The organism is Rhodosalinus sediminis (genome assembly GCF_003385555.1).
GTDB lineage: Bacteria > Pseudomonadota > Alphaproteobacteria > Rhodobacterales > Rhodobacteraceae > Rhodosalinus > Rhodosalinus sediminis.
On the sequence record NZ_QOHR01000090.1, the window covers coordinates 1 to 616 of the forward strand.

1 protein-coding gene is annotated in these 616 nt (G+C 66.7%); it reads left to right on the plus strand.

The window, feature by feature from the left end:
• Positions 1-40: 40 nt before the first annotated feature.
• A partial coding sequence (cynS, locus tag DRV84_RS15225) for a cyanase (protein WP_239995109.1) occupies positions 41-616 on the plus strand: 576 nt, incomplete at its 3' end.

A 616-nucleotide genomic window follows, 5' to 3' on the forward strand; every position in this document is an offset into this window, starting at 1 on the left:
CCGAAGCGGTAGATCAGACGATCCTTACGAAGTGCCCAGCATGATGACGAAGGACGACGTCACGATGATGATCCTGTCCGCCAAGAAGCAGGCAGGGCTCACATGGGAGGAGATCGCCGAAAGGATCGACATGTCGCCGGTCTGGACGTACTCCGCCTGCATGGGCATGAACGGCTTTCCGGAGGACAAGGCCAAGACGCTGGTGGCCGCGCTCGGCCTGCCGCAGGAGGCGGAATCGGTCCTCGCCGAGCCGCCGACCAAGGTCTGGGAGCAGAGCGTGCCCACCGATCCCTGCATCTACCGCTTCTACGAGATCGTCGGCGTCTACGGCCCGACGCTGAAGGCGCTGATCGAGGAGAAGTTCGGCACCGGTATAATGTCCGCGATCGACTTCGACATGTCCGTGACCCGCGTGCCCCACGAGAAGGGCGACCGGGTGAAGGTGGAAATGTCCGTACCTCGCCTACAACGCCTGGTGACGGGCCGCCGGCGCCCGGGCGCCGGTTCGCACGCGGAACCGGCGCACCGCGGTGGCCTTTACAGGGCCGGTCGGATGGCCCGTCGCCTCCCCGAGTTAGCGCGTCGGTCGGCCCCGCCGTCGCCCATGCGGCGCCGC